Origin of the sequence: Aliidiomarina iranensis (genome assembly GCF_003987135.1) — a bacterium.
Classification (GTDB): Bacteria; Pseudomonadota; Gammaproteobacteria; order Enterobacterales; family Alteromonadaceae; genus Aliidiomarina; species Aliidiomarina iranensis.
Genome location: NZ_PIPJ01000006.1, coordinates 118,212 through 143,117 on the forward strand (window position 1 = coordinate 118,212; position 24,906 = coordinate 143,117).

The following is a 24,906-nucleotide window of genomic DNA, read 5'->3' on the forward strand; positions in this document are numbered from 1 at the left end:
CCTTGCCTACATGTCAGCCGGGCTGAGCTGAACCTAGGCTTTAATCCATAAGGAGCAATTATGCGTCATTATGAAATCGTATTTATGGTTCATCCGGACCAGAGTGAACAAGTTCCAGGTATGGTTGAGCGTTACAGCGAAACTATTACTTCTAACGGCGGTACTATTCACCGTGTAGAAGATTGGGGCCGTCGCCAACTAGCCTATCCAATTAACAAGCTGCATAAAGCCCACTACGTTCTTTTGAATGTTGAAGCTTCTTCAGATGTGATTGATGAGTTAGAAACTACTTTCCGCTACAACGATGCGGTTCTACGCAGCCTGGTTATGCGTAAAGACGAAGCGATCAACGAACCTTCACCTTTTGGTAAGCCAAAAGAGCGTGAAGATCGTCGTGATGCGAAAGCTGAAGAGACTGAATCTGCTGAGTGATGTCAGCTACAACAGCTCAGGGTTCTGCCATTAACCAGTTAATTATTCGCGGTAGTATAGTAAAGCCACCACGAATGAAACGCAGCCCGGCCGGAGTTTCTCATCTTCTTCTCGCCCTCGAACATCGTTCGATGCAGCAAGAAGCAGATTTAACACGACAGTGTTATGCAAGAATTCAGGTAGTGGTTAGCGGTGATTGGGCAGAATCTTGGTCAACGAAAATTTCTCTGGGTAGTGAAATAGAAGTAACGGGTTTCATTCAGCGTCATGAAAACGCAAATGGAATTCCACGCTTAGTTCTTCATGCTCAGAACATAAAACAGGTTTAACAGGAGAACACCATGGCTCGTTTTTTCCGTCGTCGTAAGTTCTGCCGCTTCAAGGCAGAAGGCGTAAAAGAAATCGATTACAAAGATATCGCTACGTTGAAAAACTATATCACTGAAACTGGTAAGATCGTTCCAAGCCGTATTACCGGTACTTCAGCAAAGTATCAGCGTCAGCTAGCCCGTGCAATTAAGCGTGCTCGTTACCTGAGCTTGCTGCCATACACTGATGGCCACAAGTAAAGGAGATTTGAACGATGAATGTTATCTTATTAGATAAAGTTGCAAATTTGGGTAGCCTAGGCGACCAAGTAAACGTGAAATCAGGCTACGCTCGGAACTTCTTGTTCCCGAAAGGCAAAGCCGTTCCAGCGAACAAAGCAAACATCGAAATGTTCGAACAGCGCCGTGCAGAGTTAGAAGCTAAATTAGCTGCTGAACTGAAAGCCGCTGAAGAACGTGCAGAAGCGATCAATGCAATGAGCGCTATCGTTATCACTTCGAAAGCAGGTGATGAAGGTAAGTTGTTCGGTTCAATCGGTACGCGTGATATCGCTGATGCAGTTACCGCTGCTGGCGCTGCAGTTGAGAAGAGTGAGATTTTGATGCCACACGGAACTATTCGTGAAACTGGCGAGTTTGAAATCGAACTACAACTTCATGCAGACGTACTTGCCGCTATTACCTTAAAGGTAGAAGCGAGCGAGTAAGAGATTCATCTCTCTTAACATGAAAAGCAGCACCTTAGGTGCTGCTTTTTTTTTATGGGCTGTGTATCATCAATGATTCTTCTCACCAAGCGTATGAATGGAATATTGTGGCCACTAATAATAAAAAATCATCGGATGCAAAGCTCGATGCGTTAAAAACGCCTCCGCACTCAATTGAAGCAGAGCAATCTGTGTTAGGCGGCTTGATGCTTGATAATGAAGCATGGGATAACGTTGCCGAGCGCGTTATTCAAGACGATTTCTATTTGTTATCCCATCGTTTTATTTTTGGCGCCATGGCACGTTTGAGTGAAGAGGGTAAGCCAGTTGATTTCGTTACACTTTCCGAGCGCCTAGAACTTAACGATGAACTCGATCGTGCTGGCGGCGCTGCTTATCTTCTCGAAATCCAAAAAAACACACCTAGTTCGGCAAATATTTTGGCGTATGCCGATATTGTTCGCGAGCGCGCTTTAGTGCGGGAAATGATTGGTGTGGCTAATCAAATCGCGGAAGCAGGCTTTGACCCGCAGGGGCGTGATAGTAAGCAATTGTTGGATTTTGCCGAGCAGCATGTTTTTCAAATTGCTGAAAAGCGCAGTAGCAGTGATGAGGGCCCCCAAGGCTTAATCGGTATTCTCGATAAAACCCTTGATAGAATAGAATACCTCAGCCAGCAGGCAAACTTCAGTGGCGTAACCGGCGTTTCTACTGGCTTTCACGATTTGGACAAGAAAACCGCCGGCTTACAGCCGTCAGATTTGATTATCGTTGCGGCACGCCCATCCATGGGTAAAACCACTTTCGCCATGAACTTAGTTGAACATGCGATGATGCACGAAGAAAAGCCGGTTGTGGTATTTAGCTTAGAAATGCCTGCCGAACAGATTATGATGCGGATGCTGGCATCGTTAAGCCGGGTAGATCAAACGAGAGTGCGCACGGGTCAGCTTGATGATAAAGATTGGGATCGCATTACTTCTACGATGATCGTTCTTAAAGAACGTGCGAAGCTTTATGTCGACGATAGCTCAGGGCTGACACCAACGGAGGTGCGTTCACGCGCTCGGCGAATTGCCAAAGAGCACAAGGGCGTGAGCATGATCATGGTGGATTACTTGCAGTTGATGACAGTGCCTGGGTTGTCCGAAAATAGAACCTTGGAGATCGCTGAAATATCTCGCTCTTTGAAAGCGCTAGCGAAAGAATTGAAGTGTCCAGTTGTAGCACTTTCTCAGCTTAATCGCTCGCTGGAGCAACGTTCGGATAAGCGTCCTGTGAACTCAGATTTACGGGAATCAGGCTCGATAGAACAAGATGCTGATTTGATTATGTTCATTTATCGAGATGAGGTGTATCACCCAGATTCGAATGACCAAGGGCTGGGTGAGATTATCATCGGCAAACAACGGAATGGCCCTATTGGCCGCATCAAATTAATGTTCCACGGCCAATATTCTCGCTTTGATAACTACAGCGGTGAGCAGCTTGATGATGATTATTAATCGGCATCGCCAAATTATTGAGAGAGCATAAATGGCGGATACTATGCGGCCAGCCTGGGCAACGATTAACTTACAAGCACTGCGGCATAATATCAGTGTGATTCGTGAGCGCGCTGGTGGAAGGCGTATACTTGGCATTTTGAAAGCGAATGCCTATGGCCATGGTTTAATTCGAATTGCTCAAGTTCTTGCGGGTATTGACGCTATTGGCGTTGCTCGAGTTGATGAGGCGTTACAGTTAAGGAATGCGGGTATCTCTGGGCCAATCGTATTGCTTGAAGGCTTTTTTTCGCCTGAACAAATTCCGGTTTTAGCCGCGAGTGGTATTCAGCCGGTAATTCACAATGTTCATCAACTAACACAATTAGAGCAGGCCAAAAACCTCTCTGATCCTCTGCAAGTGTGGTTGAAAATTGATACGGGCATGCACCGCTTGGGCGTTGAGCCAGAGGAAGTGGAAAGCTGCTATAAGCGCTTAGTGGCTATGCCGCATGTAACTGGCCTACCTATTTTAATGAGCCATTTGGCTTGTGCGGATGAACCTAAACACGAGCAAAACCGCAAGCAATTGGCTACATTTGCTGAAGTTACGGCGGAACACCCGAAAGAGAATACCTCGATAGCAAATAGTGCTGCGCTGCTCGCGGCGGTTGGGCCAGAATATGATTGGGTGCGGCCTGGTTTATCGCTTTACGGTGTGAGCCCATTCAGTGGAAAGACCGGCCGAGATCATCATTTACAAGCGGTAATGAATTTGCAGGCGAGTGTAATATCGATACGCCGCATTAAAGCGGGTGAACCGGTTGGCTATGGTGCCTCTTGGGCGCCTGGAAAAGACACTTACATCGGCATTGTGGCGATTGGATATGGTGATGGCTATCCAAGACACGCTCCCGAGGGTACGCCAGTTTGGGTGCGCGGTAAATGCTACCCTATGGTGGGTAGAGTGGCGATGGATATGATTACCATTGATTTGGGGGCTGAGCTAACAATAAACCTGGGCGATACGGCACAACTATGGGGAACTGAACTGCCAGTTGAAGAAGTTGCCGCAGCGGTGGGAACTATTCCCTACGAATTATTATGTAACGTTGCTCGTCGCGTTCAACTGGATTATCTCGATTAACTCAAGCCTACTATTGGCTATGCTGGCAGTTACTACAAATGCCAAGCGCCTCTACAGTTTGCTGCTGTACCGTGAAGCCTTCTTTTTCAGCCTGCTCAACAAAGGCCTGATGAACGCCTGAAGAGTGGATTTCTTGTACATTACCGCAATGAGTGCAAATGAGCATTTGTACTGGGTGTTGCTTCTCAAAATGTGAACATAAAACATAACTGTTCGACGACGATACTTTGTGAACAAAACCTTGGCTTTGTAAGAATTCTAAGGCTCGATAGATAGTAGGCGGCTTCGCGTTTGGCACTTCTGCTTTCAGTAAATCCAATAAATCATAAGCTCCCACAGCCCCTTCTTGTTCAGTGAGAATTGCGAACACCTCACGCCGAGTTGGTGTCATCCGCACACCGCGCCGCTGGCACATTACTTCTGCTCGTTTTAATAATTGCTCTGTTGCTGATTTTTGCATTACGTTGCCTATCGTTTACACCGTGCTAATCATTAGTAAAGGCTTTAAAGGAGCCAGAACTCATATCAAATAGGTGAGAAACACTAAATACATGTGGGTAAAGCATACGTTTTCTTTTGCAATCAGGGAAGAGGAAGGGCGGAATGAGAGCCCTTCGCTGTCGTTTTTTTCTTAAATAACGTAAAATAGCGGTTCAATTTTTAGGAGTAATTCATGATTTCTGTTGCCCCGATGCTGGATTGGACCGACCGTCACTGTCGATTCTTTCACCGACAAATATCACAGCACGCCTTGTTGTATACCGAAATGATAACAACAGGCGCAATTATTCATGGTAAACAGGATTTTCTAGCATACAACGAATCTGAACACCCTGTGGCTTTGCAGCTTGGCGGGAGTAACCCTGAACATTTGGCGGCCTGTGCAAAATTAGCGGCTGAGCGCGGTTACGATGAGGTTAATTTGAATGTAGGATGCCCCTCGGACCGAGTGCAAAATGGTAGTTTCGGGGCATGTTTAATGGCCGAGCCATTGCTGGTGGCAGAATGTGTGCGAGCAATGCAAGATGCGGCACCAGAGATCCCGATAACGGTGAAAACACGCTTGGGAATCGATGATTTTGATAGCTATGAATTTTTACAAGCTTTAATAGAGCCTCTAGTTGCGGTTGATTGCCCGCGGGTGATTTTACATGCGCGCAAGGCATGGTTAAGCGGCTTAAGCCCGAAAGAGAATCGCGAAGTACCACCATTAAACTATGCAAGAGTTTATCAAGTGAAGCAGGATTATCCGGCTTTGCAGGTACACTTAAATGGTGGTGTAAATTCGTTACAAGAAGCTAAAGAGCACTTACAGCATGTTGACGGTGTGATGCTGGGGCGAGCAGCTTATGCTAACCCATGGTTACTGGCCGAAGTTGATAGCCTCTATAACCCGGCAGCCGCTTTACCAGAAAAAGAAATAGTGATTGCGAATATGGCTACTTACATTGAAGAGCACATCGCGGCTGGTGGGCGTTTCTGGCATGTAGCACGGCATATGCTGGGGCTTTACCAAAATTGCCCTGGCGCGCGGCAGTGGCGTAGAACCTTGAGTGAACTTGGGCCAAGAGCTAATGATGCGGCACCGTTATTTAAAGCAAAAGAAATTATTGATAGTGAATATGCGCGGGTGGCTGAACATGCGCAATTAGAGCAACATTAATAGATAACTGAGGTGGTTATGAAGTACCTACATACTATGATTCGCGTAAGCGATATCGATAGCTCTCTACAATTTTTTTGTGAAGGTTTAGGCCTGCAAGAGGTACGGCGAAAAGAGGTGCCGAAAGGGCGGTTTACTCTGATATTTTTGGCGGCACCGGAAAGCCCAGAGGCAGAGCTTGAGCTCACCTACAATTGGGATCCTGAAACCTATGAGGGTGGGCGTAACTTTGGCCACCTAGCGTTTCGTGTTGAAAATATTTACGAAATTTGCGCGCACCTGCAGGCCATGGGCGTTACTATCAATCGTCCGCCGCGTGATGGTCATATGGCGTTTGTGCGCTCTCCAGATGGCATTTCTATTGAGCTATTACAAAAAGGTGATGCGCTCGCTCCGGAAGAGCCATGGGTATCAATGGAAAATACGGGCAGCTGGTAAAACGCTGAATGTTGTTTCAGCTTGTAACCTAGCTAAAGGTGTGCGAAAGCGGCACGAAGATCATGCGTTTATTCGAACATACTCCCTTTAGAAATGGCATTTCGAGCCCTTAACAAAAAGCTCAAAATAATCAACAACTGGCGCGCGAACGGCTTGTTTGTTATCGTCAAACGTACGCTCCGATAATAATTAAAATGGGATTGAATAGATGAACAAAATAACCAGCTTTTCTGCTACCGCGCTTTTGGCTGCTGTTTTTGGGTTGGGTGTGAATGCTCATGCTACCGAAGTTACGGCTAGCGAACGAGCTATTCGAATCGCTCAGGAATCAATGATTATAGACACCCATATTGACGTGCCGTATCGGCTAATAAATGATTGGGAAGATGTGAGTAAAGCAACAGAGCGCGGCGATTTTGATTATGAGCGTGCTGTTTCTGGTGGGCTTAATGCACCTTTTATGGCCATTTATATCCCTTCAAGCTATGAGGATAATGGCGCCTATACCTTAGCTAATCATCTAATCGATTTCATGGAGGCTTTGGTTTATCGGGCGCCTGAAAAGTTCGCGATACCCCATTCAGCCGATGATCTTTTTGCTCATAAAGAAGCGGGTTTAATGTCTTTGGCTATGGGAATGGAAAACGGTGCGCCAATAGAGGGCGAGATTGCAAATCTGCATCATTTCTTTGAGCGGGGAGTTCGCTACATTACTTTGGCGCATTCAGAAGATAACCATATTTCAGATTCTTCTTATGATATCCGAAACACTTGGGGAGGGCTCAGCCCCTTCGGTAAAGAGCTAGTAGTAGAAATGAACCGAATTGGTATGATGGTTGATGTATCGCATATATCGGATAAAGCATTTTATGATGTGCTAGAAATTACACAAGTTCCGGTAATTGCTACTCACTCTTCAGCGCGGAAATTTACGCCTGGCTGGCAGAGAAACATGAACGATGAGATGATCAAAGCACTTGCTGAGAATGATGGTGTGATTCAGGTAACGTTTGGTTCTACTTTTGTTACTACCAGAGCAAATCAGCACCGGGCTCGCATTCAGCGCCTAACTCGTGAAATCAATGAGCGGCTGGGTGAAGGAACCGCCAGAGCTCAGGCTGAGATAACAAAAATGCGGGAAGAGAACCCTTATCCATTCGCTACATTAACAGATGTACTTGATCACATCGATCATATCGTTGATTTGGTGGGTGTGGAGCATGTGGGGATCGGTTCGGATTACGATGGTGTCGGTGATACATTACCGGTAGGCTTGAAAGACGTACGTACTTTTCCAAACTTGATTCAAGGTTTGTTGGATAGAAATTATTCAGAAGAAGATATTGATAAAATCTTGTTCGGGAATACCATCCGAGTTTGGCGTGCTGCAGAGGCTTTTGCGGCCGCGAACAATTAAACATGAGTTAGATTCGATAATTTTTGCGTGTCGGTTGCTGGCTTGGCTCTGTTACACCGGTTTACTGGTTATATAGAATCAGCAAACTAGCCAAAACCGACAAGTCATTCATAAAAATAGAGTTCGTATTGTTATGCCAACATCATTAATTGTTGTCGATGATTTTTTTAATAATGCTAAAGGGCTTCGTGAAACAGCCTTGAAGCTTACTTACCCTGAGGTTCAAGGCCCTTATCCTGGGAGAAACTCCGTAGAGCGAATTAATCTTGAAGGCCTCACGAATGAAGTATCGCGTATTGTTGGAGAGCCTCTGGTTGCGATGGATAGCGATCAAGCTCATGGGAAGTGCCGAATTGCTTTAGAAACCGATATCGGTAAAGCAAAGGTACATGTTGACGCTTCGCACTGGTCTGGGATCTTGTATCTAAGTAATGACGAAGATTGCCAAGGTGGTACAGAGTTTTTTCGGCACATAGAAACTAATACTGAGCGTGCGCCATACAATGATCAAGAAGCTATGCAGCGATTTGGTGTGAGCTCGGGAAAGAAATGGGTTGCTGATTTACTTGAACGCGATTCTGTTGATGACTCTAAGTGGGAGATGACGATGAGGGTGCCGATGCGCTTTAATCGGTTAATCTTACTTCGTCCATGGTTGTGGCATACCGCCGGGGAATCATTTGGTGATTCCATAGAAAACGGGCGCTTAGTTTATTTGATGTTTTTCAAATCAGCTCGCGCTTAGTAAAAGAAGCCACTGCTATGTGGGTTGTAGCGTTAAAATGAAATACGAAAGGGTGAATATATTTGACTTCGCAAGATGTCTCTGTATAATCTCGCCCACGCTTTAAAAGGCGTAAGTAATATATCAATGTTCTTAGTGAAGCGCGAAACATAGCTTTTCATTAATGAAACATTGCTACAGCGGCCCCGATTGGGGGTCGAACGGTGGTTAAAATCACTTCCTCTTTCAACCCTAGGGTTGTTCAAGAGGCGAGTTTTTTTATGCTCTTTTTTAAATGCTCTTTATATGAGGCTTTGATTTATGTCTGGTCAAAGAATTCGAATTCGCTTGAAAGCTTTCGATCACCGATTGATCGATCAGTCTACAGCGGAAATCGTAGATACAGCGAAACGTACCGGTGCACAGGTTCGTGGTCCAATTCCACTTCCTACGCGCAAAGAACGTTTCACCGTGCTGATTTCTCCGCACGTGAACAAAGACGCCCGTGATCAGTACGAGATCCGCACCCACAAGCGTCTTATCGATATTATCGAGCCAACAGAAAAAACTGTTGATGCTTTGATGCGTTTGGACTTGGCTGCTGGTGTTGACGTACAAATCAGCCTGGGCTAAGTGAGAAACAAGATTCTAGATAAGAGGTTTTAACAATGGCTATTGGTCTAGTCGGTCGGAAAGTAGGAATGACTCGCATCTTTCAAGAAGATGGCGCTTCAGTTCCTGTGACTGTGATCGAAGTATTGGCAAACCGTGTGACTCAAGTGAAAACTTTAGACACTGATGGTTACCAAGCACTTCAAGTGACTACTGGCAGCAAGAAAACCAACCGTGTAACCAAGCCAATGGCTGGTCACTTCGCCAAAGCTGGCGTAGAAGCTGGTCGCGGTTTATGGGAATTCCGCCTGAATGAAAATGAAGGTGCGGAATTTGCGGTTGGATCTGAGCTGACTGTAGATATTTTCGCGGACACTAAACTCGTTGACGTCACTGGCACGTCAAAAGGTAAAGGTTTCGCTGGTACCGTAAAACGCTGGAATTTCAGCATGCAAGACGCGACTCATGGTAACTCTTTGTCGCACCGTGCTCCAGGTTCTATCGGTCAAAACCAGTCACCTGGTAAAGTATTTAAAGGTAAGAAAATGGCCGGCCAAATGGGTAACAAACAGATTACTGTTCAGTCCCTTGAAGTCGTCCGTGTTGACGCAGAGCGCAACTTGATCTTGGTTAAAGGTGCTGTCCCTGGAGCTTCCGGTGGCAACGTAATCGTTAAGCCTGCGGTCAAAGCGTAACGTCTGAGGAGATTAGTGATGGAATTAGCATTAAAAGACGCGAAAGGCGCTCTTGAAGTTTCCGAAGCTACCTTTGGACGTGAATACAATGAAGCTTTGGTGCATCAGGTAGTAGTTGCCTATGCAGCAGGCGCACGTCAAGGTAGTAAAGCTCAGAAAACACGTTCAGAAGTTTCTGGTGGTGGCAAAAAGCCATGGCGCCAGAAGGGTACTGGTCGTGCTCGTGCGGGTACTATTCGTAGCCCAATCTGGCGTTCTGGTGGTGTAACTTTTGCAGCGAAGCCGCAGAGCCATGAGCAAAAAGTAAACAAGAAGATGTACCGTGGAGCTCTTAAGAGCATCTTATCTGAGTTAGTTCGCCAAGATCGTTTGATCGTGGTTGAAAGCTTCGGTATTGATTCGCCAAAAACCAAGCAGTTGGTTGCTAAGTTGAAAGATATGGAATTGAACGACGTTCTTATCATCACCAAAGATCTTGATGAGAATTTGTTCCTAGCTTCACGCAACCTGCACAAAGTTGATGTTCGTGATGTACAGGGTATCGATCCGGTTAGCTTAATCGCGTTTGATAAAGTTCTGTTCACTGCGGACGCAGTTAAGCAGCTTGAGGAGACATTATTATGATGCGCGAAGAACGTTTGCTGAAAGTAATTCTGGCACCTCACGTTTCTGAAAAGGCAACTATGGCCGCTGAAAACCAAAACACTGTGGTTTTCAAGGTAGCTACCGATGCAACTAAATCAGAAATCAAAGCTGCGGTTGAGAAACTATTCGAAGTCGAAGTAACCGGCGTACGTACTTTAAACGTGAAAGGTAAAACTAAGCGTTTTGGTATGCGCACAGGTAAACGGAGCGATTGGAAAAAAGCTTACGTGTCCTTGGGTGAAGGTGCTGACATCGATTTCGTCGGCGGCGCTGAGTAAACAGGAGGATTATCAAGATGGCTGTTGTTAAATGTAAGCCTACGTCCCCAGGTCGTCGTCACGTCGTAAAAGTCGTTGGCCAAGACCTGTACAAAGGCAAGCCTTATGCCCCGTTGCTAGAGAAAAATAGCAAGAATGGTGGCCGTAACAATAATGGCCGGATTACCGTTCGTCACATTGGTGGTGGTCATAAGCATCACTATCGTTTGGTTGATTTCAAACGTACCAAAGACGGTATTCCAGCAACTGTAGAGCGTATTGAATATGATCCTAACCGGTCAGCAAATATTGCTCTTGTTTTGTATGCAGATGGTGAACGTCGTTACATTTTGGCCCCTAAAGGCCTTACTGCTGGTGATAAAGTAGCTTCAGGTTCTGACGCTCCAATTAAACCAGGTAACACCTTACCGTTACGCAACATTCCAGTAGGTTCTGTGATTCATGCAATCGAAATGAAGCCTGGTAAAGGTGCGCAGCTGGCTCGTTCAGCAGGTGCCTCGGTACAGCTTCTAGCTCGTGATGGCATGTATGTAACTGTACGTCTTCGCTCAGGTGAAGTTCGTAAGATCCTCTCTGAATGTCGCGCAACCATCGGCGAAGTTGGTAATGCTGAACACATGCTTAAGCAGCTCGGTAAAGCCGGTGCTACTCGCTGGCGTGGTGTTCGTCCAACAGTTCGTGGTGTTGCAATGAACCCGGTTGATCACCCACATGGTGGTGGTGAAGGCCGGACTTCTGGAGGCCGTCATCCGGTATCTCCATGGGGTGTTCCTACGAAGGGTTACAAAACTCGTAAGAATAAGCGTACTAGCAAGTACATCGTGCGTCGTCGCACTAAGTAATAGGCAAGGGGTTTTAAAATGCCACGTTCTCTTAAAAAAGGTCCATTTATTGACCTTCACCTACTTAAGAAGGTGGAGAAAGCGATGGAAAGCGGGGAAAAGAAACCAATTAAAACTTGGTCCCGTCGTTCAATGATCATTCCAGATATGATTGGTTTGACCATCGCTGTTCATAACGGTCGTCAGCATGTACCAGTATTCGTTTCAGAAGAAATGATTGGTCACAAGCTAGGCGAATTCGCTCCAACTCGCACTTATCGCGGCCATGCTGCTGATAAGAAAACGAAGAAACGGTAAGAGGTGAATACAATGGAAGCTATTGCTAAACATAAATTTGCCCGCCTTTCTCCACAGAAAGGTCGTCTGGTTGCTGACCAGATTCGTGGCGAGTCTGTTGCAAAAGCGCTTGAAACTCTGGCTTATAGTCCGAAGAAAGCCGCTACGTTGATCAAGAAAGTTCTTGAATCAGCAATTGCAAATGCAGAGCACAACGAAGGTGCCGATATTGATGAGTTGAAAGTTTCAGCCATCATGATCGACGAAGGTCCAACGATGAAGCGAATCAAGCCGCGGGCCAAAGGCCGTGCGGATCGTATCTTGAAGCGCACCAGCCACATTACTGTGGTTGTTTCGGATAGCTAGGAGATAAGTTATGGGTCAGAAAGTACATCCTAATGGTATTCGCCTAGGTATCACCAAGCCATATAATGCTACCTGGTTCGCGGAGTCCAAGGATTTCGCTGACAACCTACACAGTGATCACAAGGTACGTTTGTTCCTTAAAGAGAAACTGAAAGGTGCGTCAGTATCACGTATCGTTATCGAGCGTCCAGCCAAAAGCGTTCGTGTGACTATTCACACAGCTCGTCCAGGCGTGGTGATCGGTAAGAAAGGCGAAGATGTTGAGAAGCTGCGTCAAGAAATTGCTAAGCTGACAGGTGTTCCTGCTCAGATTAATATTTCAGAAGTGCGTAAGCCTGAGCTTGATGCTCAGCTAGTTGCTGAAAACATCGCAGGTCAGCTTGAGCGCCGTGTAATGTTCCGTCGTGCTATGAAGCGCGCAGTTCAAAATGCAATGCGCCTAGGTGCCAAGGGTATTAAAGTAGAAGTTAGCGGCCGTCTCGGTGGTGCTGAAATCGCACGTACTGAATGGTATCGTGAAGGCCGTGTGCCGTTGCACACATTGCGTGCCGATATCGATTATGCTACTGCTGAAGCAGCAACTACTTACGGTATCATTGGCGTGAAGGTTTGGGTTTTCAAAGGCGAAGTACTTGGCGGTATGCCAGTAGTAGCTGAAGAAAAGCCGGCGGCTAACAAGCGCGGCAAAGGTCGTAAGTAAGGAGAAGCATCATGTTACAACCTAAGCGTACGAAATTCCGTAAGGTACACACAGGCCGTAACCGCGGCCTAGCGCAATCGGGTAACAAAGTTAGCTTCGGTACTTATGGCCTTAAGGCTACTGAACGCGGTCGTATGACTGCGCGTCAGATCGAAGCTGCCCGTCGTGCGATGACACGTCATGTTAAACGTCAAGGTAAAATTTGGATTCGCGTTTTCCCTGATAAGCCAATTACCAAGAAGCCTCTTGAAGTGCGGATGGGTAAAGGTAAGGGTAACGTAGAATACTGGGTTGCTCAGATTCAACCAGGTCGCGTTTTATACGAGATTGATGGTGTATCAGAAGAGCTGGCACGTGAGGCATTCAAATTAGCGGCTGCCAAACTGCCATTCAAAACAACCTTTGTTATTCGGACGGTGATGTGATGAAAGCAAGCGAACTGAAAGCAAAAAGCGTTGAAGAGCTGAATCAAGAGCTTTTGGGTTTATTGCGCGAGCAATTTAATTTGCGGATGCAAGCAGCCACTGGCCAAATGAATCAGACTCACCTGTTAAGACAAGTGCGTAAAGATATCGCACGAGTAAAAACAGTGCTTAATGAGAAGGCAGATGCGTAATGAGTGAAGCAAATACTATCCGTACTTTGCAAGGCCGTGTGATCAGCGACAAGATGGATAAATCTATCGTTGTGGCGATTGAGCGCAAGGTTAAGCATCCGTTATACGGTAAGTACATCAAGCGGACCACTAAAGTTCACGCTCACGATGAAGAAAACACAAGCAAAGAAGGTGATTTAGTATCGATTCGGGAAACTCGCCCGGTATCAAAAACTAAATCATGGGCTTTGGTTGAAGTTCTTGAACGTAGCTCTGAAATTTAATCCGTAGGCGGAAACGCCCGTGAAAGCGGCCCTGAGGGGCCGTTTTTTTTTGCCGAAAAACAAAAAAGAAGCTTTAGGTTTCTGGGTTTTTGGCGAAAATCAAATGTGTTACTATACTTAATTACTTGAAACTCTGCGGTTTCTTATTCAAAGGAGTATTTATGCTGGTAAAAAAATCATTAAGCGTTCTCCCTTTAGCTATGTTTGGTGTATTGAATGCAGGGTCAATTAATGCACAAGAAAGCGAAGCTCAGGAAAAAACGCTCGAAGAACGAATCCAAGCTCTCGAAGAAGAAATAAGAGTAGTAAAGCGGGAAAATGCGGCATTAAGAAATAATGTTGAGAGTGAGGAAGAGGTCACCGAGGAAGCGAGCTCAGATGATAGCGAAGACGGAATCTCTTTTGGTGGTGCCGTTCGTTTTCAATATGTTGTTACCGATTACGATGACGCACAAAGAAGCCGTGGTGGTGATTTAGACTTTGATATCTTTCGGCTCGATGTTAACGGCAAAATGGGCGATGTCATACTCTCTGCGCAGTATCGGTGGTTTGAATATATGGAATCACTACGGCATGCATTTTTCGGCTACAACTTTACCGATGAATGGCAAGGGCAAGTAGGTGTGGTTATTCAGCCGTTTGGTATCATGCCTTATAACTCGCAGAATTATTTTTTCAGTACTAACTTCTACGTTGGTATGGAAGATAATCCAGGCTCTGGTGTTCGGTTTTTGAAAAGAACAGATACTTGGGATCTTGATTTTGCATTTATCTTAAATGATGAACTTGGTGGCGTTACGGGCTCGGTGAGAAGTTCTGCAGACCGGTATAACTATGATGTAGTTGGCCTTCGCCTCCCTGGAGAAGGAACGTTCGACGACCCAACTTCACTTGCCAGTGAAAATAACACTCTGATGACACGAATTGCGCACAAGTGGGATTTGGGAAATGACCGCATGGTAGAGGTGGGCGTTTCTGGCCAGTATGGGAGCTTTAATGATGGTGATCGGAACATCGGTGACCGGAAAAACTTTGGTTTACACGCCTTATACCATACCGGGCCATGGAAGTTTCAAGCGCAATATAGCACTTACGACTATGATTTCGATATCGACAATGAGGGTGTGATTGTTGGTGCCTACGCGTATTACGATACAATGCCAACTAGCGCTGACTTATACACGGCCAACATTGCTTACAGTATGCCTGTTGATATCGGCCCTATTAGCAATATTGAGTTTTATAATAATCTAAGCGTGATGACCAATAAAACAGGGTTAGATGACGATACTGTTATGAATGTATTGGGCATGGCCATTAGTGCAGGTGGTGTGTATACCTATGTTGATTTGGCATCAGCAAAGAACCAACCGTTCGTGGGTGGTTCTACTGGCGTTGATGGTGGTAGCACGAACACTCGTTTTAATATAAACTTTGGGTATTATTTTTAATAGCTAATTTGGGCTGCTGATTCGCTAATTTCAGCAGCCCAAACCCCTTCTTTTCTCTAAATTCCCCTATCATTTATAAAATCTATCTGTTACAATTTCGCGCCCTTTTAATATGGGTCTTCTTTCTTGTGTTTGAAAGAAGTTATTTGGACTCGGGAGAGTCTGGTTTACTAACTCAAGCGGAGCACTGAGATGATCCAGATGCAAACTATGCTGGACGTGGCCGACAACTCCGGCGCACGCAGCGTACAATGTATTAAGGTTCTAGGTGGTTCGCACCGCCGTTACGCAAACATCGGCGACATCATCAAAGTGTCAGTGAAGGAAGCAATTCCTCGTGGCAAGGTGAAGAAAGGCGATGTTTACAACGCGGTGGTGGTTCGCACCCGGAAAGGCGTCCGTCGGCAAGACGGCTCTGTTATCCGTTTTGACCGCAATGCAGCTGTGATTTTGAACAACAATTCACAGCCAATTGGCACCCGTATCTTTGGACCAGTGACTCGTGAATTGCGCGGTGAGCAATTTATGAAGATTATTTCACTGGCGCCAGAAGTACTATAAGGAGTCTATAATGGCGGCAAAAATCAGACGTGATGACGAAGTGGTTGTGTTAGCAGGTAAAGACAAAGGTAAGCGCGGAAAAGTGCTATCTGTCCTGACTGACAATAATCGCGTAGTTGTAGAAGGCGTTAACGTAATTAAGAAACATCAAAAGCCAAACCCGGCTTTGAATGAACCAGGTGGCATTATTGAAAAAGAAGCCTCTATTCATGTTTCTAACGTGGCAATCTTCAACTCTGCGACTGGCACAGCAGATCGAGTTGGTTTCAGATTCGAAGACGGTAAGAAATTACGTGTCTTTAAATCAAATAATGAAATCATCTAATTGAAATTTGGAGAATACGATGGCGAAACTGCATGATTTTTACAAAGAGACTGTAGTTCCTGAACTGATGAAACAGTTCAGCTACACCAGTGTCATGCAAGTCCCTCGGATTGAAAAAATCACACTCAATATGGGTGTTGGTGAAGCATTAACTGACAAAAAGATTCTCGACAACGCGGTAGCTGACCTAGAAGCGATTTCTGGTCAAAAGGTTATCCGTACTAATGCTCGAAAATCTGTTGCAGGCTTCAAGATCCGTGAAGGCTTCCCGATTGGTTGCAAAGTAACTTTACGCGGTGAGCACATGTGGGACTTCCTGCAGAGACTGATCTCTATTGCGATTCCTCGGATTCGCGACTTTCGTGGTTTAAACCCGAAGTCTTTTGACGGTCGCGGGAACTACAGCATGGGCGTTCGTGAACAAATCATTTTCCCAGAAATTGACTATGACAAAGTTGATCGGGTACGTGGCTTGGATATTACGATCACTACCAGTGCAAAGAGCGATGATGAAGCTCGCGCGCTGTTGTCTGCCTTTAACTTCCCGTTTAAAAAGTAAGGTGTAGAGTTATGGCAAAAGTTTCTATGAAAATGCGCGAACTCAAGCGTCAGCAGTTAGCTGCTAAATTCGCTGAGAAACGCCGCGCACTTAAAGCTACTATTAGCAATCCAGCGTCCAGTGATGAACAGCGCTGGGAAGCAGTTCTGGAATTGCAGAAGCTTCCTCGTGATTCCAGTCGTTCACGTCAACGTAACCGTTGTCGAGTGACTGGTCGTCCACATGGTGTGCTGCGTAAGTTTGGCATGAGCCGTATTAAGGTTCGTGAAAAAGCTATGCGCGGTGAAATTCCTGGCTTGAAAAAAGCTAGCTGGTAAGCCACCAATCACGGGAGAAAGCAAAAATGAGCATGCAAGATCCAATTGCGGATATGTTTACTCGCATTCGCAACGCTCAGTCTGCGAATAAAGTTGCTGTGGTAATGCCGGGCTCGAAGCAGAAAGAAGCAATAGCTAAAGTTCTGCAAGACGAGGGTTACATCAGCGGGTTTAAAACAGAATCTGGCGTTAAACCAGAACTGGAAATCACCTTGAAATACTTCGAAGGCAAGCCTGTTATCGAATCTATTCAACGTGTAAGTCGTCCAGGTCTGCGTATTTATAAGAAGCGTAACGAACTACCTAAAGTAATGGGTGGTCTCGGTATCGCAGTTGTTTCCACGTCGAAAGGCCTGATGACCGACCGAGCTGCACGTAGTGCGGGTCTTGGTGGTGAAATCATCGGGTATGTAGCATAACGGAGGGTAGGATATGTCACGCGTTGCTAAGGCACCAGTTGCAATCCCTGCCGGCGTTGATGTTGCATTAAACGGCCAGGAAGTAACAGTTAAGGGTAGTCAGGGAACATTAGTTCGCACTTTCAATGACGCAGTTGAAATCACAACTGCAGATCAAGAATTGCTAACGGTTCCTCGTGAAGGTATGGCGAATGCTATTGCACAAGCCGGTACTGCACGTGCCCTGTTGAATAATATGGTATTAGGGGTTACCCAAGGCTTCGTTCGTAAATTAACACTAGTTGGTGTTGGTTATCGTGCGCAAGCTCAAGGTAGCAAACTGAATCTAAGCCTAGGCTTCTCTCATCCAGTTGTATTTGATGTTCCAGCAGGTGTTACTGTTGAAACTCCAACGCAAACTGAGGTTGTAGTGAAGGGCGCTGATAAGCAACTGGTAGGTCAGGTTGCTGCTAATATTCGTTCGTATCGGAAACCAGAACCTTACAAAGGTAAAGGCGTACGTTACAGCGACGAGCAAGTGCGCCGTAAAGAAGCCAAGAAAAAATAGGGTAATACGATGGACAAGAAAGCAGCTCGCTTACGTCGTGCTACTCGCGCACGTAAGAAAATTCAAGAGTTGGGTGGAACCCGTTTGGTGGTCCACCGTACCCCGCGGCACATCTATGCTCAATTGATCGCAACCGGCGGCGCGCAAGTGCTTGCCACAGCTTCAACAGCTGAAGGTTCGATTCGTGAGCAGGTGAAAAACACGGGTAACGTGGAAGCCGCTAAATTCGTCGGTAAATTGATTGCTGAACGTGGTAAAGAAAAAGGTGTTGAAACCGTTTCTTTCGATCGTAGCGGCTTCAAATACCATGGTCGTGTTGCTGCACTGGCAGATGCTGCTCGTGAAGCAGGGCTGCAGTTCTAGGAGACGAAAATGGCAAATCATGAAGCTCAAAACGGTGAAATGATGGAAAAGCTCATCACAGTAAACCGCGTCTCTAAAGTTGTTAAAGGTGGTCGCATCTTTAGCTTCACGGCGCTAACTGTGGTAGGTGATGGCCAGGGTAAAATCGGTTTTGGTTATGGCAAGGCACGTGAAGTACCAGCTGCTATCCAAAAAGCGATGGAAAAAGCACGTCGCAACATGGTAACTGTAGAGTTAACCCATGGCACGTTGCAACACCCTGTTAAAGGTCGTCATTCTGGCTCGAATGTGTATATGCAACCTGCTTCTGAAGGTACAGGTATCATTGCCGGTGGTGCAATGCGTGCTGTATTAGAAGTTGCTGGCGTGCATAACGTTCTGTCAAAAGCTTACGGTTCAACCAACCCAATCAACGTAGTTCGTGCAACAATTAAAGCTCTTGAGTCTATGAACTCACCTGGGCAAATTGCAGCTAAGCGCGGCCTATCTGTTGCTGAAATTGCGGGGTAGTGAACAATGGCTAAGAAGACTATAAAAGTAACTCAAACTAAAAGTGCAATCGGTCGTTTACCGAAGCACCGTGCAACACTAGTAGGTTTGGGTCTGCGCCGGATTAATCACACTGTCGAATTGGAAGATACACCTTCAGTTCGCGGTATGGTTAACCGGGTTAACTACATGGTTAAGGTAGAGGAGTAAGACATGTTTTTGAATTCTCTCTCTCCTGCTCCTGGTGCAAAGACAGACAAGAAGCGTCGCGGACGCGGTATTGGCTCAGGTCTTGGCAAAACAGGTGGTCGTGGTCATAAAGGTCAGAAATCTCGTTCAGGCGGCAGCGTCAGACCAGGTTTCGAAGGTGGTCAAATGCCACTTCAACGTCGTCTACCAAAGTTTGGCTTTACCTCGCGTAAAGCAATGCAAACTGCAGAGATCACGTTGAGTGAGTTGGCTAAATTAGCTGGCGACACCGCGACCGTAGACACGTTGAAAGAAGCAGGTTTGATCAAGAAGAACATTTTGTTCGTGAAAGTGATCAAGTCTGGTGAAATCAATCGTGCCATTACTGTACAGGGCATTAAAGTTACTAAAGGCGCGCTCGAGTTAATCGAAGCCGCTGGCGGCAAAGTCGAAGGATAATTGACCCATGGCTAGACCAGGATTGGAAAAAAACAGTGCGAAAGGCGGACTATCTGAACTAAAGGCGCGTTTGCTTTTTGTTCTCGGTGCGATCATTGTATTTCGTGCCGCGTCTTTTGTGCCGATTCCTGGGATAGATGCAAGCGTATTAGCTCAGTTGTTTGAACAACAACAAGGCACCATTGTTTCCATGTTTAACATGTTCAGTGGTGGTGCTTTGGAGCGAGCTTCGATTCTTGCGTTAGGTATTATGCCTTATATTACTTCATCTATTATTATGCAATTGCTTTCTGTGGTTCATCCAAAGTTAGCAGAGCTTAAGAAAGAGGGAGAATCAGGGCGACGCAAGATCAGCCAATACACGCGTTGGGGTACCTTAGTACTGGCTACCATGCAATCTATTGGTATTGCTACTGGTCTACCAAATCTGATACCAGGTTTGGTAGAGAATCCAGGGTTTGCCTTCTATTTCACAGCTGTTGTTAGTTTGGTTACAGGAACCATGTTCCTTATGTGGCTGGGCGAGCAGATTACAGAACGTGGAATTGGTAATGGTATCTCAATAATCATCTTCGCCGGGATTGTTGCAGGCTTGCCTTCAGCGGTCGGTCAAACAGCAGAACAAGCGCGTCAAGGTAACTTGCCGATGTTACTTCTGTTGTTAATCGCGGTCATTGTTTTTGCTGTGACTTACTTTGTTGTATTCGTAGAGCGCGGACAACGTAGGATTGTGGTAAACTATGCTAAGCGTCAACAAGGGCGCAAGGTGTTTGCTGCTCAGAGTTCACACTTGCCATTGAAAGTTAATATGGCTGGTGTAATTCCACCTATTTTCGCCTCAAGCATCATCTTGTTTCCAGGTACTATCGCGACTTGGTTTGGACAAGGTGAAGGCGGTGTTGCAGAAGTATTGCAAAACGTAGCGTTGACCCTTTCACCAGGGCAGCCATTGTATGTTATGCTATACGCAACAGCGATTATCTTCTTCTGTTTCTTCTATACTGCGTTGGTGTTTAACCCGCGTGATACGGCAGACAACTTGAAGAAGTCTGGTGCGTTCATTCCGGGCATACGTCCAGGTGAGCAAACCTCTCGCTATATAGACAAAGTGATGACGCGGCTGACTTTAGCTGGTGCTCTGTATATAACATTTATCTGTTTGGTTCCTGAATTCATGATGATTGCGTGGAACGTACAGTTCTACTTTGGCGGTACGTCATTATTGATTATCGTTATCGTTATTATGGATTTCATGGCCCAGGTACAAACCCATTTGATGTCTCATCAGTATGAGTCTGTGCTCAAGAAAGCGAACCTTAAAGGCTACGGCCGTTAAGGTCGTTGGTTACGGAGATTAGCAATGAAAGTACGTGCTTCCGTTAAGAAGATCTGCCGCAACTGCAAGGTCATCAAGCGCCACGGAGTAGTCCGGGTGATTTGTACTGACCCTAAGCATAAGCAGCGGCAGGGTTAACAAAAGAGATTCACAGTCCGGGATATTCCCGGGCTGTGGTGTTTGCTATTTGCAAATATTATACCGGTTGAGTATCCTAACGGGCTTTTCAACTGGTGCCCATTAAACTATAGGAGATATGTTAGTGGCCCGTATAGCTGGCATTAACGTCCCTGACAATAAACATGCTGTAATTGCATTAACATCGATCTACGGTGTTGGCTTAACTCGCTCTCAAGCGATTTTGGCTGCCTGTGGTGTCGCTGAAAATACAAAACTCGGTACATTGTCAGAGGAACAAATCGACGTAATTCGTGAGCAAGTTGCCAAATACACTGTAGAAGGTGATTTGCGTCGTGAAGTATCAATGAACATTAAGCGTTTGATGGACCTCGGTTGCTACCGTGGACTTCGTCATCGTCGCAGCTTACCTCTACGTGGACAGCGCACTAAAACTAATGCGCGCACCCGTAAAGGTCCGCGTAAACCGATCAAGAAGTAAGGAGACAGGCTAATGGCTAAAACACCTACTCGCGCTCGGAAACGCGTTAAAAAGCAAGTGACCGATGGGATGGCGCACATTCATGCGTCTTTCAACAACACGATCGTGACAATCACCGATCGCCAGGGCAACGCTTTGTCTTGGGCCACCGCTGGTGGTTCAGGTTTCCGCGGCTCGCGTAAGTCCACTCCGTTCGCTGCTCAGGTAGCTGCAGAACGAGCTGGTGAAATGGCGAAGGAATATGGGTTGAAAAATCTGGAAGTGTTCGTGAAAGGACCTGGTCCAGGTCGTGAGTCGTCGATTCGCGCTCTGAATGCGGTCGGTTACAAAATCACAAACATTACCGATGTGACACCGATTCCTCACAACGGTTGTCGTCCGCCTAAAAAACGTCGCGTTTAATTGGCGTGAAACGATAGTTGGAGAAAGAACATGGCTAGATATTTGGGTCCAAAACTCAAACTGAGTCGTCGCGAAGGAACAGATCTCTTCTTAAAGAGTGGTGTTCGTGCGATTGATTCAAAATGTAAGTTGGAGAACGCACCAGGTCAACACGGCGCTCGTCGCGGTCGTTTATCTGATTACGGTCTACAGCTGCGTGAAAAGCAAAAAGTTCGTCGTATTTTCGGCATTCTTGAGAAGCAATTCCGCAACTACTATAAAGAAGCTGCGCGGTTAAAAGGCAACACCGGTGAAAACTTATTACAGTTGCTTGAGGCTCGCCTTGACAACGTAGTTTACCGGATGGGCTTTGCGTCAACTCGTGCCGAAGCACGTCAGTTGGTAAGTCACAAAGCGATCGTTGTAAACGGTCGAGTTGTGAACATTCCATCATTTCAGGTAAAACCTGAAGACGTGGTCAGCATTCGTGAAAAAGCTAAAAAGCAAGCACGTATTGGTGCTGCACTTGAGCTTGCAGAACAGCGCGAAAAGCCGTTATGGGTAGAAGTAGATGCTAAAGAACTACAAGGCACCTTCAAACGTCTCCCAGAACGGACTGACTTGTCTGCGGAAATAAACGAACAGTTGATCGTAGAGCTTTACTCTAAGTAAGGCCTCAGCATAAAGAGAGGACACAATGCAGGGTTCTGTAACCGAATTTCTGAAACCGCGGCTCGTTGATATCGAGCAAATCAGCACCAATCGCACCAAGGTCACACTTGAGCCATTGGAGCGTGGATTTGGTCATACGCTGGGTAATGCGCTGCGTCGTATTCTTCTCTCTTCAATGCCGGGTTGTGCGGTAACTGAAGCAGAGATAGACGGCGTGCAGCATGAATACAGCACGAAAGAAGGTGTGCAGGAAGATATCATTGAAATCCTGCTCAACTTGAAAGGTCTGGCTGTCAAACTGAACGGCAAAGACGAAGCTACATTAACTTTAACTAAGTCGGGTGCAGGCCCGGTAGTTGCAGGCGATATTACCACTGATGGTGATGTTGAAATCTGCAATCCAGACCACCTAATCTGTACTTTGACCGGCGATATTGATTTTTCAATGCGCATTAAAGTTGAACGTGGTCGTGGTTACGTCCCTGCAAATGTTCGTCAGCAGAGCGAAGATGAAGATCGTGTGATTGGACGTCTTTTGGTAGACGCTTCTTTCAGTCCAGTTGAACGCATCGCCTATACAGTCGATGCGGCGCGTGTTGAACAGCGCACTGATTTGGACAAATTGGTCATTGATATGGAAACAAATGGTACCATTGACCCAGAAGAAGCAATTCGTCGTGCAGCAACGATTCTAGCTGAGCAGTTAGAGGCTTTTGTTGAGCTACGCGATGTTAGCGAACCAGAAGAAAAAGAAGAGAAGCCGGAGTTTGACCCGATTCTTTTACGTCCGGTGGACGATCTTGAGCTGACTGTACGTTCTGCTAATTGTTTGAAAGCAGAAGCGATTCAGTACATTGGCGATCTCGTTCAGCGTACTGAGGTTGAGTTATTGAAAACTCCTAACCTTGGTAAAAAATCATTGACCGAAATTAAAGACGTTCTTGCATCACGCGGATTATCGCTGGGTATGCGGCTAGAAAATTGGCCTCCAGCAAGCTTGATGGATAACGACTAAGGTCGCCTGAGTAGAAGATTTACTGAGAAGGGTATTGGTATGCGCCATCGTAAGAGTGGTCGTCAACTTAACCGTAACAGCAGCCATCGTCAGGCTATGTTCCGTAACATGGCTAGTTCATTGGTTCGTCACGAAGTGATCAAAACCACTGTTCCAAAAGCGAAAGAGCTGCGCCGAGTAATCGAACCTTTGATTACTTTGGCGAAACAGGATAGCGTTGCAAACCGTCGTTTAGCGTTTGCACGCACTCGTGATAAAGAAGTTGTTGGTAAGCTATTTAGCGAGCTTGGCCCACGTTTTTCAGAGCGTCCAGGTGGATACACCCGGATTCTTAAATGTGGCTTCCGAGCTGGTGACAAAGCACCAATGGCATTCATCGAGTTGGTTGACCGACCTGTAAATGCAGAAGAAAACGTTGAAGAGTTTGCTGCTGAAGAGTAAGCAAGCAATGCTTCAATTTAGAAACGGGACCTTTTGGTCCCGTTTTTATTTGTAATTTCGAAACTTTTTTCCCGCCCCTGAGTTTCTTTGTCGTGATAATATTTTTAAATTAAATAGAAGCTAGCTAATTTTTTAAGTTATGCGATAGCCATATAAAAAGGAAACATATATGCCGAGTTTTGACATAGTATCGGAAATCGATAAAGTTGAATTACGCAACACCGTTGATAATGCAAATCGAGAACTTTCAACTCGATTCGATTTTCGTGGTGTTGAAGCAGAAATTGAATTAAAGGACCTTACTGTGACTTTGAAATCGGAATCGGATTTTCAAGCACGCCAGTTATTGGATATTTTGAGGAATCAATGTACCAAGCGCGGTATTTCAATGGCAGGTGCAGATATTTCTGATTCGCCGATTCATAGTGGCAAGACATTTAGCTTCGTAGTGACATTCAAACAGGGTATAGACCAGCCGCTAGCGAAGGATATTATTAAGCTGTTGAAAGAGCGTAAAATAAAAGTACAGGCGTCGATTCAGGGGGACAAAGTTAGAGTCAACGGCAAGAAACGAGACGATTTGCAAGATGCAATAGCGCTATTAAAGAAATCAGAGATTGAGTTGCCGTTACAATTCGAAAATTTCAGGGATTAAATTCAAATTCCAAATAACTCCCGCCGCTTGCTATGTTTTGGTCACTAGAAAGTAGTGAATTACTTGATTAGCTTTTGTTCGGTTTAATAGTAATCTTCAACAATATGAGCGTTAAAATACGGCGAACAGGTTAAAAATCACGCGTTCAGTAGTTTTATCAAAAAAAGATCTTGATCAAGCTTCTGAGATCACTATAATGCGCCTCCGTTGCAAAGCATTACTAGCAATGATTGAAGTAAAAAGAAAGCGGCTTATTGAACCGATCAAAAAAGATCGAAAGGCTCTTGACTTCTTCACCGGGTCGCGTAAAATTCGCTTCCCTGCTACGAGCTCCACTGAGCCGAGCAAACGTTCTTTAACAATATATCAAGCCAAGTAATCTGTGTGGGCACTTGCGCAAGAAAAGCATCAACCAAACGCCATTTCGGTGGCAGGTATGAAAGTTTACTTTTATACCAAGGTTCAGCTTTCGAG

The 24,906-nt window shown here is 45.7% G+C and carries 41 protein-coding genes; 40 read left to right on the top strand and 1 reads right to left on the bottom strand.

The window, feature by feature from the left end:
- Nucleotides 1–60 precede the first annotated feature (60 nt).
- The 6 genes from rpsF (at nucleotide 61) to alr (ending at nucleotide 4,099) form a co-directional block, all read left to right on the top strand.
- A complete protein-coding gene (rpsF, locus tag CWE08_RS08875; protein WP_126767626.1) occupies nucleotides 61–432 on the top strand; it encodes a 30S ribosomal protein S6 in 372 nt (123 codons plus the stop codon).
- A complete protein-coding gene (priB, locus tag CWE08_RS08880; protein ID WP_126767628.1) occupies nucleotides 432–761 on the top strand; it encodes a primosomal replication protein N in 330 nt (109 codons plus the stop codon). The genes rpsF and priB overlap by 1 nt, the downstream gene beginning before the upstream one ends.
- A gap of 12 nt (nucleotides 762–773) precedes the next feature.
- The gene (gene rpsR, locus CWE08_RS08885; RefSeq protein ID WP_007419241.1) at nucleotides 774–1,001 is read left to right on the top strand and encodes a 30S ribosomal protein S18; all 228 of its coding nucleotides are present in this window, start codon (nucleotides 774–776) and stop codon (nucleotides 999–1,001) included.
- A 14-nt stretch (nucleotides 1,002–1,015) separates the two neighbouring features.
- Nucleotides 1,016–1,468 carry a 50S ribosomal protein L9 gene (rplI, locus tag CWE08_RS08890; RefSeq protein WP_126767629.1) on the top strand — a complete coding sequence of 151 codons (453 nt, stop codon included), beginning with the start codon at nucleotides 1,016–1,018 and terminating at the stop codon, nucleotides 1,466–1,468.
- A gap of 107 nt (nucleotides 1,469–1,575) precedes the next feature.
- On the top strand, nucleotides 1,576–2,973 hold the full coding sequence (gene dnaB, locus CWE08_RS08895; RefSeq protein WP_126767631.1) for a replicative DNA helicase: 1,398 nt from the start codon (nucleotides 1,576–1,578) through the stop codon (nucleotides 2,971–2,973).
- 31 nt (nucleotides 2,974–3,004) lie between these two features.
- Complete coding sequence (gene alr / locus CWE08_RS08900) at nucleotides 3,005–4,099, top strand: alanine racemase (RefSeq protein WP_126767633.1); 1,095 nt, start codon at nucleotides 3,005–3,007, stop codon at nucleotides 4,097–4,099.
- 10 nt (nucleotides 4,100–4,109) lie between these two features.
- Here alr and zur read toward each other — a convergent pair whose 3' ends face one another.
- The gene (zur, locus tag CWE08_RS08905) at nucleotides 4,110–4,559 is read right to left on the bottom strand and encodes a zinc uptake transcriptional repressor Zur (RefSeq protein ID WP_126767634.1); all 450 of its coding nucleotides are present in this window, start codon (nucleotides 4,557–4,559) and stop codon (nucleotides 4,110–4,112) included.
- A 213-nt stretch (nucleotides 4,560–4,772) separates the two neighbouring features.
- Between zur and dusA the strand changes: the two genes are divergently transcribed.
- From dusA to CWE08_RS09075, 34 genes are all read left to right on the top strand, one after another.
- Nucleotides 4,773–5,762: a tRNA dihydrouridine(20/20a) synthase DusA gene (dusA, locus tag CWE08_RS08910; protein ID WP_126767636.1), complete on the top strand. Its 990-nt coding sequence runs from the start codon at nucleotides 4,773–4,775 to the stop codon at nucleotides 5,760–5,762.
- Nucleotides 5,763–5,780: 18 nt separating this feature from the next.
- Entirely contained in the window at nucleotides 5,781–6,200 is a 420-nt protein-coding gene (locus CWE08_RS08915; protein WP_126767637.1) for a VOC family protein, read from the top strand.
- A gap of 208 nt (nucleotides 6,201–6,408) precedes the next feature.
- On the top strand, nucleotides 6,409–7,617 hold the full coding sequence (locus tag CWE08_RS08920) for a dipeptidase (RefSeq protein ID WP_198677139.1): 1,209 nt from the start codon (nucleotides 6,409–6,411) through the stop codon (nucleotides 7,615–7,617).
- A gap of 133 nt (nucleotides 7,618–7,750) precedes the next feature.
- Nucleotides 7,751–8,362 carry a DUF6445 family protein gene (locus CWE08_RS08925; protein ID WP_126767639.1) on the top strand — a complete coding sequence of 204 codons (612 nt, stop codon included), beginning with the start codon at nucleotides 7,751–7,753 and terminating at the stop codon, nucleotides 8,360–8,362.
- A 300-nt stretch (nucleotides 8,363–8,662) separates the two neighbouring features.
- On the top strand, nucleotides 8,663–8,974 hold the full coding sequence (rpsJ, locus tag CWE08_RS08930; protein WP_007419233.1) for a 30S ribosomal protein S10: 312 nt from the start codon (nucleotides 8,663–8,665) through the stop codon (nucleotides 8,972–8,974).
- A 35-nt stretch (nucleotides 8,975–9,009) separates the two neighbouring features.
- On the top strand, nucleotides 9,010–9,648 hold the full coding sequence (gene rplC, locus CWE08_RS08935) for a 50S ribosomal protein L3 (RefSeq protein WP_126767640.1): 639 nt from the start codon (nucleotides 9,010–9,012) through the stop codon (nucleotides 9,646–9,648).
- 18 nt (nucleotides 9,649–9,666) lie between these two features.
- A complete protein-coding gene (gene rplD, locus CWE08_RS08940) occupies nucleotides 9,667–10,272 on the top strand; it encodes a 50S ribosomal protein L4 (RefSeq protein ID WP_126767642.1) in 606 nt (201 codons plus the stop codon).
- Nucleotides 10,269–10,571 carry a 50S ribosomal protein L23 gene (gene rplW, locus CWE08_RS08945; protein WP_126767643.1) on the top strand — a complete coding sequence of 101 codons (303 nt, stop codon included), beginning with the start codon at nucleotides 10,269–10,271 and terminating at the stop codon, nucleotides 10,569–10,571. Before rplD ends, rplW begins: the two co-directional genes overlap by 4 nt.
- Before the next feature lie 17 nt (nucleotides 10,572–10,588).
- Nucleotides 10,589–11,413, top strand: coding sequence for a 50S ribosomal protein L2 (gene rplB / locus CWE08_RS08950; protein ID WP_126767645.1), 825 nt, complete (start codon nucleotides 10,589–10,591; stop codon nucleotides 11,411–11,413).
- Nucleotides 11,414–11,431: 18 nt separating this feature from the next.
- Nucleotides 11,432–11,710: a 30S ribosomal protein S19 gene (gene rpsS, locus CWE08_RS08955; RefSeq protein ID WP_007419228.1), complete on the top strand. Its 279-nt coding sequence runs from the start codon at nucleotides 11,432–11,434 to the stop codon at nucleotides 11,708–11,710.
- Between the two features lie 12 nt (nucleotides 11,711–11,722).
- Nucleotides 11,723–12,055, top strand: coding sequence for a 50S ribosomal protein L22 (gene rplV, locus CWE08_RS08960; RefSeq protein ID WP_007419227.1), 333 nt, complete (start codon nucleotides 11,723–11,725; stop codon nucleotides 12,053–12,055).
- Nucleotides 12,056–12,065: 10 nt separating this feature from the next.
- Nucleotides 12,066–12,755 (top strand): 30S ribosomal protein S3, encoded by a 690-nt coding sequence (rpsC, locus tag CWE08_RS08965; protein ID WP_007419226.1) that lies wholly within the window; start codon nucleotides 12,066–12,068, stop codon nucleotides 12,753–12,755.
- 11 nt (nucleotides 12,756–12,766) lie between these two features.
- On the top strand, nucleotides 12,767–13,180 hold the full coding sequence (gene rplP / locus CWE08_RS08970) for a 50S ribosomal protein L16 (RefSeq protein ID WP_126767646.1): 414 nt from the start codon (nucleotides 12,767–12,769) through the stop codon (nucleotides 13,178–13,180).
- Complete coding sequence (gene rpmC, locus CWE08_RS08975) at nucleotides 13,180–13,371, top strand: 50S ribosomal protein L29 (RefSeq protein WP_126767648.1); 192 nt, start codon at nucleotides 13,180–13,182, stop codon at nucleotides 13,369–13,371. The genes rplP and rpmC overlap by 1 nt, the downstream gene beginning before the upstream one ends.
- Nucleotides 13,371–13,634: a 30S ribosomal protein S17 gene (rpsQ, locus tag CWE08_RS08980; protein ID WP_126767650.1), complete on the top strand. Its 264-nt coding sequence runs from the start codon at nucleotides 13,371–13,373 to the stop codon at nucleotides 13,632–13,634. Before rpmC ends, rpsQ begins: the two co-directional genes overlap by 1 nt.
- Before the next feature lie 161 nt (nucleotides 13,635–13,795).
- Nucleotides 13,796–15,085, top strand: a complete 1,290-nt coding sequence (locus CWE08_RS08985; protein ID WP_126767651.1) for a porin family protein — start codon at nucleotides 13,796–13,798, stop codon at nucleotides 15,083–15,085.
- A 192-nt stretch (nucleotides 15,086–15,277) separates the two neighbouring features.
- Nucleotides 15,278–15,646, top strand: a complete 369-nt coding sequence (gene rplN, locus CWE08_RS08990) for a 50S ribosomal protein L14 (protein ID WP_007419221.1) — start codon at nucleotides 15,278–15,280, stop codon at nucleotides 15,644–15,646.
- A 10-nt stretch (nucleotides 15,647–15,656) separates the two neighbouring features.
- The gene (gene rplX, locus CWE08_RS08995; protein WP_126767653.1) at nucleotides 15,657–15,971 is read left to right on the top strand and encodes a 50S ribosomal protein L24; all 315 of its coding nucleotides are present in this window, start codon (nucleotides 15,657–15,659) and stop codon (nucleotides 15,969–15,971) included.
- A gap of 19 nt (nucleotides 15,972–15,990) precedes the next feature.
- Nucleotides 15,991–16,530: a 50S ribosomal protein L5 gene (gene rplE, locus CWE08_RS09000; protein ID WP_007419219.1), complete on the top strand. Its 540-nt coding sequence runs from the start codon at nucleotides 15,991–15,993 to the stop codon at nucleotides 16,528–16,530.
- 11 nt (nucleotides 16,531–16,541) lie between these two features.
- Complete coding sequence (gene rpsN, locus CWE08_RS09005) at nucleotides 16,542–16,847, top strand: 30S ribosomal protein S14 (protein ID WP_007419218.1); 306 nt, start codon at nucleotides 16,542–16,544, stop codon at nucleotides 16,845–16,847.
- A 26-nt stretch (nucleotides 16,848–16,873) separates the two neighbouring features.
- Complete coding sequence (rpsH, locus tag CWE08_RS09010; RefSeq protein WP_126767654.1) at nucleotides 16,874–17,266, top strand: 30S ribosomal protein S8; 393 nt, start codon at nucleotides 16,874–16,876, stop codon at nucleotides 17,264–17,266.
- A gap of 13 nt (nucleotides 17,267–17,279) precedes the next feature.
- The gene (gene rplF, locus CWE08_RS09015; protein ID WP_126767656.1) at nucleotides 17,280–17,813 is read left to right on the top strand and encodes a 50S ribosomal protein L6; all 534 of its coding nucleotides are present in this window, start codon (nucleotides 17,280–17,282) and stop codon (nucleotides 17,811–17,813) included.
- 9 nt (nucleotides 17,814–17,822) lie between these two features.
- Nucleotides 17,823–18,176 carry a 50S ribosomal protein L18 gene (gene rplR, locus CWE08_RS09020; RefSeq protein ID WP_126767657.1) on the top strand — a complete coding sequence of 118 codons (354 nt, stop codon included), beginning with the start codon at nucleotides 17,823–17,825 and terminating at the stop codon, nucleotides 18,174–18,176.
- Nucleotides 18,177–18,185: 9 nt separating this feature from the next.
- Nucleotides 18,186–18,686 (top strand): 30S ribosomal protein S5, encoded by a 501-nt coding sequence (rpsE, locus tag CWE08_RS09025; RefSeq protein ID WP_126767658.1) that lies wholly within the window; start codon nucleotides 18,186–18,188, stop codon nucleotides 18,684–18,686.
- Nucleotides 18,687–18,692: 6 nt separating this feature from the next.
- A complete protein-coding gene (gene rpmD, locus CWE08_RS09030) occupies nucleotides 18,693–18,875 on the top strand; it encodes a 50S ribosomal protein L30 (protein WP_007419213.1) in 183 nt (60 codons plus the stop codon).
- 3 nt (nucleotides 18,876–18,878) lie between these two features.
- Nucleotides 18,879–19,313: a 50S ribosomal protein L15 gene (gene rplO / locus CWE08_RS09035; protein ID WP_126767660.1), complete on the top strand. Its 435-nt coding sequence runs from the start codon at nucleotides 18,879–18,881 to the stop codon at nucleotides 19,311–19,313.
- 7 nt (nucleotides 19,314–19,320) lie between these two features.
- Nucleotides 19,321–20,649, top strand: a complete 1,329-nt coding sequence (secY, locus tag CWE08_RS09040; RefSeq protein WP_126767661.1) for a preprotein translocase subunit SecY — start codon at nucleotides 19,321–19,323, stop codon at nucleotides 20,647–20,649.
- Nucleotides 20,650–20,673: 24 nt separating this feature from the next.
- The gene (gene rpmJ / locus CWE08_RS09045) at nucleotides 20,674–20,787 is read left to right on the top strand and encodes a 50S ribosomal protein L36 (protein ID WP_072155090.1); all 114 of its coding nucleotides are present in this window, start codon (nucleotides 20,674–20,676) and stop codon (nucleotides 20,785–20,787) included.
- Nucleotides 20,788–20,911: 124 nt separating this feature from the next.
- The gene (gene rpsM / locus CWE08_RS09050) at nucleotides 20,912–21,268 is read left to right on the top strand and encodes a 30S ribosomal protein S13 (protein ID WP_126767674.1); all 357 of its coding nucleotides are present in this window, start codon (nucleotides 20,912–20,914) and stop codon (nucleotides 21,266–21,268) included.
- Nucleotides 21,269–21,280: 12 nt separating this feature from the next.
- Complete coding sequence (rpsK, locus tag CWE08_RS09055) at nucleotides 21,281–21,670, top strand: 30S ribosomal protein S11 (protein WP_007419210.1); 390 nt, start codon at nucleotides 21,281–21,283, stop codon at nucleotides 21,668–21,670.
- Nucleotides 21,671–21,700: 30 nt separating this feature from the next.
- Nucleotides 21,701–22,321 (top strand): 30S ribosomal protein S4, encoded by a 621-nt coding sequence (gene rpsD, locus CWE08_RS09060; RefSeq protein WP_007419209.1) that lies wholly within the window; start codon nucleotides 21,701–21,703, stop codon nucleotides 22,319–22,321.
- 25 nt (nucleotides 22,322–22,346) lie between these two features.
- Entirely contained in the window at nucleotides 22,347–23,336 is a 990-nt protein-coding gene (locus tag CWE08_RS09065; RefSeq protein ID WP_126767663.1) for a DNA-directed RNA polymerase subunit alpha, read from the top strand.
- Nucleotides 23,337–23,375: 39 nt separating this feature from the next.
- The gene (gene rplQ, locus CWE08_RS09070) at nucleotides 23,376–23,777 is read left to right on the top strand and encodes a 50S ribosomal protein L17 (protein ID WP_126767664.1); all 402 of its coding nucleotides are present in this window, start codon (nucleotides 23,376–23,378) and stop codon (nucleotides 23,775–23,777) included.
- Between the two features lie 169 nt (nucleotides 23,778–23,946).
- The gene (locus CWE08_RS09075) at nucleotides 23,947–24,432 is read left to right on the top strand and encodes a YajQ family cyclic di-GMP-binding protein (protein ID WP_126767666.1); all 486 of its coding nucleotides are present in this window, start codon (nucleotides 23,947–23,949) and stop codon (nucleotides 24,430–24,432) included.
- Nucleotides 24,433–24,906 lie beyond the last annotated feature (474 nt).

Coding starts and splice junctions, on each gene's coding strand:
- rpsF (WP_126767626.1), top strand. CDS start 61: ATGCGTCATTATGAAATCGTATTTATGGTTCATCCGGACCAGAGTGAA.
- priB (WP_126767628.1), top strand. CDS start 432: ATGTCAGCTACAACAGCTCAGGGTTCTGCCATTAACCAGTTAATTATT.
- rpsR (WP_007419241.1), top strand. CDS start 774: ATGGCTCGTTTTTTCCGTCGTCGTAAGTTCTGCCGCTTCAAGGCAGAA.
- rplI (WP_126767629.1), top strand. CDS start 1,016: ATGAATGTTATCTTATTAGATAAAGTTGCAAATTTGGGTAGCCTAGGC.
- alr (WP_126767633.1), top strand. CDS start 3,005: ATGGCGGATACTATGCGGCCAGCCTGGGCAACGATTAACTTACAAGCA.
- zur (WP_126767634.1), bottom strand. CDS start 4,559: ATGCAAAAATCAGCAACAGAGCAATTATTAAAACGAGCAGAAGTAATG.
- dusA (WP_126767636.1), top strand. CDS start 4,773: ATGATTTCTGTTGCCCCGATGCTGGATTGGACCGACCGTCACTGTCGA.
- CWE08_RS08915 (WP_126767637.1), top strand. CDS start 5,781: ATGAAGTACCTACATACTATGATTCGCGTAAGCGATATCGATAGCTCT.
- CWE08_RS08920 (WP_198677139.1), top strand. CDS start 6,409: ATGAACAAAATAACCAGCTTTTCTGCTACCGCGCTTTTGGCTGCTGTT.
- CWE08_RS08925 (WP_126767639.1), top strand. CDS start 7,751: ATGCCAACATCATTAATTGTTGTCGATGATTTTTTTAATAATGCTAAA.
- rpsJ (WP_007419233.1), top strand. CDS start 8,663: ATGTCTGGTCAAAGAATTCGAATTCGCTTGAAAGCTTTCGATCACCGA.
- rplC (WP_126767640.1), top strand. CDS start 9,010: ATGGCTATTGGTCTAGTCGGTCGGAAAGTAGGAATGACTCGCATCTTT.
- rplD (WP_126767642.1), top strand. CDS start 9,667: ATGGAATTAGCATTAAAAGACGCGAAAGGCGCTCTTGAAGTTTCCGAA.
- rplW (WP_126767643.1), top strand. CDS start 10,269: ATGATGCGCGAAGAACGTTTGCTGAAAGTAATTCTGGCACCTCACGTT.
- rplB (WP_126767645.1), top strand. CDS start 10,589: ATGGCTGTTGTTAAATGTAAGCCTACGTCCCCAGGTCGTCGTCACGTC.
- rpsS (WP_007419228.1), top strand. CDS start 11,432: ATGCCACGTTCTCTTAAAAAAGGTCCATTTATTGACCTTCACCTACTT.
- rplV (WP_007419227.1), top strand. CDS start 11,723: ATGGAAGCTATTGCTAAACATAAATTTGCCCGCCTTTCTCCACAGAAA.
- rpsC (WP_007419226.1), top strand. CDS start 12,066: ATGGGTCAGAAAGTACATCCTAATGGTATTCGCCTAGGTATCACCAAG.
- rplP (WP_126767646.1), top strand. CDS start 12,767: ATGTTACAACCTAAGCGTACGAAATTCCGTAAGGTACACACAGGCCGT.
- rpmC (WP_126767648.1), top strand. CDS start 13,180: ATGAAAGCAAGCGAACTGAAAGCAAAAAGCGTTGAAGAGCTGAATCAA.
- rpsQ (WP_126767650.1), top strand. CDS start 13,371: ATGAGTGAAGCAAATACTATCCGTACTTTGCAAGGCCGTGTGATCAGC.
- CWE08_RS08985 (WP_126767651.1), top strand. CDS start 13,796: ATGCTGGTAAAAAAATCATTAAGCGTTCTCCCTTTAGCTATGTTTGGT.
- rplN (WP_007419221.1), top strand. CDS start 15,278: ATGATCCAGATGCAAACTATGCTGGACGTGGCCGACAACTCCGGCGCA.
- rplX (WP_126767653.1), top strand. CDS start 15,657: ATGGCGGCAAAAATCAGACGTGATGACGAAGTGGTTGTGTTAGCAGGT.
- rplE (WP_007419219.1), top strand. CDS start 15,991: ATGGCGAAACTGCATGATTTTTACAAAGAGACTGTAGTTCCTGAACTG.
- rpsN (WP_007419218.1), top strand. CDS start 16,542: ATGGCAAAAGTTTCTATGAAAATGCGCGAACTCAAGCGTCAGCAGTTA.
- rpsH (WP_126767654.1), top strand. CDS start 16,874: ATGAGCATGCAAGATCCAATTGCGGATATGTTTACTCGCATTCGCAAC.
- rplF (WP_126767656.1), top strand. CDS start 17,280: ATGTCACGCGTTGCTAAGGCACCAGTTGCAATCCCTGCCGGCGTTGAT.
- rplR (WP_126767657.1), top strand. CDS start 17,823: ATGGACAAGAAAGCAGCTCGCTTACGTCGTGCTACTCGCGCACGTAAG.
- rpsE (WP_126767658.1), top strand. CDS start 18,186: ATGGCAAATCATGAAGCTCAAAACGGTGAAATGATGGAAAAGCTCATC.
- rpmD (WP_007419213.1), top strand. CDS start 18,693: ATGGCTAAGAAGACTATAAAAGTAACTCAAACTAAAAGTGCAATCGGT.
- rplO (WP_126767660.1), top strand. CDS start 18,879: ATGTTTTTGAATTCTCTCTCTCCTGCTCCTGGTGCAAAGACAGACAAG.
- secY (WP_126767661.1), top strand. CDS start 19,321: ATGGCTAGACCAGGATTGGAAAAAAACAGTGCGAAAGGCGGACTATCT.
- rpmJ (WP_072155090.1), top strand. CDS start 20,674: ATGAAAGTACGTGCTTCCGTTAAGAAGATCTGCCGCAACTGCAAGGTC.
- rpsK (WP_007419210.1), top strand. CDS start 21,281: ATGGCTAAAACACCTACTCGCGCTCGGAAACGCGTTAAAAAGCAAGTG.
- rpsD (WP_007419209.1), top strand. CDS start 21,701: ATGGCTAGATATTTGGGTCCAAAACTCAAACTGAGTCGTCGCGAAGGA.
- CWE08_RS09065 (WP_126767663.1), top strand. CDS start 22,347: ATGCAGGGTTCTGTAACCGAATTTCTGAAACCGCGGCTCGTTGATATC.
- rplQ (WP_126767664.1), top strand. CDS start 23,376: ATGCGCCATCGTAAGAGTGGTCGTCAACTTAACCGTAACAGCAGCCAT.
- CWE08_RS09075 (WP_126767666.1), top strand. CDS start 23,947: ATGCCGAGTTTTGACATAGTATCGGAAATCGATAAAGTTGAATTACGC.